This window comes from Rhodococcus sp. CX, from assembly GCF_015865005.1.
Classification (GTDB): domain Bacteria; phylum Actinomycetota; class Actinomycetes; order Mycobacteriales; family Mycobacteriaceae; genus Rhodococcus.
The window spans coordinates 1-1,750 of sequence record NZ_JADZGH010000174.1 but is presented as its reverse complement, the minus strand read 5'-3'; the positions used below and the strand labels follow the sequence as shown (position 1 = coordinate 1,750).

At 71.2% G+C, this 1,750-nt stretch carries 1 protein-coding gene; it reads right to left on the bottom strand.

Annotated features, from left to right (window positions below; genetic code table 11):
* Window positions 1–1,750 (bottom strand): condensation domain-containing protein (locus I0Q12_RS18410; protein ID WP_231610970.1); only part of this gene is annotated, 1,750 nt, incomplete at both ends.

Genomic DNA, 1,750 nt, shown 5'->3' with positions numbered 1-1,750 from the left:
CGTCGTGCCCGGTGGTGTCGAAGGTCGACTCGAACATCAGGCCCTGCTGCAGCGGCGTCAGGGGCAGGACGTCGATCGCCGACGGATAGCGCGCGGTCAGCTCGTCGAGCTCGTCGAAGTCGACGGAGGCGAGAACGTCCGACGGCGTCAGTCCACCGATGGAACCCGAACGACCGTGTGCAGCAATACCTTCCAGAAGTGCCGGCCACAGTTCCGCGGCGCGGTCGACGACACCGGCCCGCAGCGCCGAGGCCGCGAAGCGCCACTGCGCGACGACGCCGGCGGCGGTGGCCGCGGCGTTGACCTCGATCGGATGCGTCATGGGCATCGTCGGGTCGGAGGACACGCCGAGGGTGCCGACGCCGTCCGAGTTCTCGACGGGGCACAGCGTCCAGACCCCGCCGGTTCCCGTGGCCGGGGCGGCGTCGATGCGGCCGAGGTAGTTGAACAGCACCGAGTGCGCGGCCCCGCCGGTGAGGTCGGCGGCGTGCTCGCCGCGGTATCGGGTGAGCAGTCCGTAGCCGATGCCGCGGTTCGGGACGGCGCGGATCTGCTCCTTGATGTGCTTGACGAGACGTCCGGCTGCGGAGGATCCGGCGGCGACCGCGTCGAGGTCGACACCGGCCACGTCGAGCCGCAGCGGGTACAGCGTGGTCAGCCAGCCCACCGTGCGGGACAGATCGAGTTCCGGTGCGATCGAATCGGATTCGCGACCGTGACCTTCGACGTCGACGACGAGCGCGGTCGCGCCGGCTTCCTCGGATGCTGTGGCCAGCGCGGCCGCCAGGGCGGCGAGCAGGATCTCGTCGACCCCGACGCGCAGCGCCGGGGCGACCACCGACGACAGCATCTCGAACACGTCGGGTGCCACGGTGATTTCCCGGACGGTCGACGCGGCGACGGTGTCCACCGCCGGATCGAGGGCGCGCTCGGTGAGCGCGACGGCACCGGCCGGGTCGACGATCCCCCGCCACAGGTCCGCATCGTCGGCCGCGAGGTCGGCGGCGGCTTCGAGCGCCCGACTCCACGTGCGGAAGGACGTGGCGGGTCGTTCGAGCGATCCCGGCCGTTCGCACAGCCGACGCAGGTCGTCGAGCAGGATGTTCCAGGACACCGCGTCGACGACGAGATGGTGGGCGACGATGAGCAGGCGAGCAGCGGGTGCGTCGTCGAGCAGGACGAACACGACCATCGTTCCCGATGCCGGGTCGAGGCTGCGGTAAGCGGACTGCACCGGCTCGGGATCCCCCGGATCGCGTTGCTGCAGAACGATTTCGGGTGCAGGCTCGGTGGGAACCTCGAGGGTCCGGCCGTAGGTGGGGTCGTCGACGACCCGGGCCCGGAGCACGTCGTGGGTCGCGACAAGCGCGTTCAGCGCGGCCTCGAGTGCGTCCTCGGTCAGATCGGCGGGGAGCGTGACCACCCGGGCCTGGGCGTACCCGTCGACCCACGCGCCGTCGTGCGCGAGCAGATCGGTGATCATCGCGGTCGGCACGACGACACCGAGCGAGTCCTGCCGGTCCTCGGCCGCGGCCATCAGCGTGTCGGTCGGCACGGCCCGGGAGGCCAGACCCGCGGGGGTGGGCGCTTCGAAGACGTCACGGGACGTGAGGGCGAAACCGGCACGGCGGGCTGCGGTCACGACGCGCAGCGCGACGATGGAGTCGCCGCCGAGATGGAAGAAGTCGTCGTCGACACCGACCCCCTCCACACCGAGCACGTCCACGAACACCGAGCACAACACCCGCTC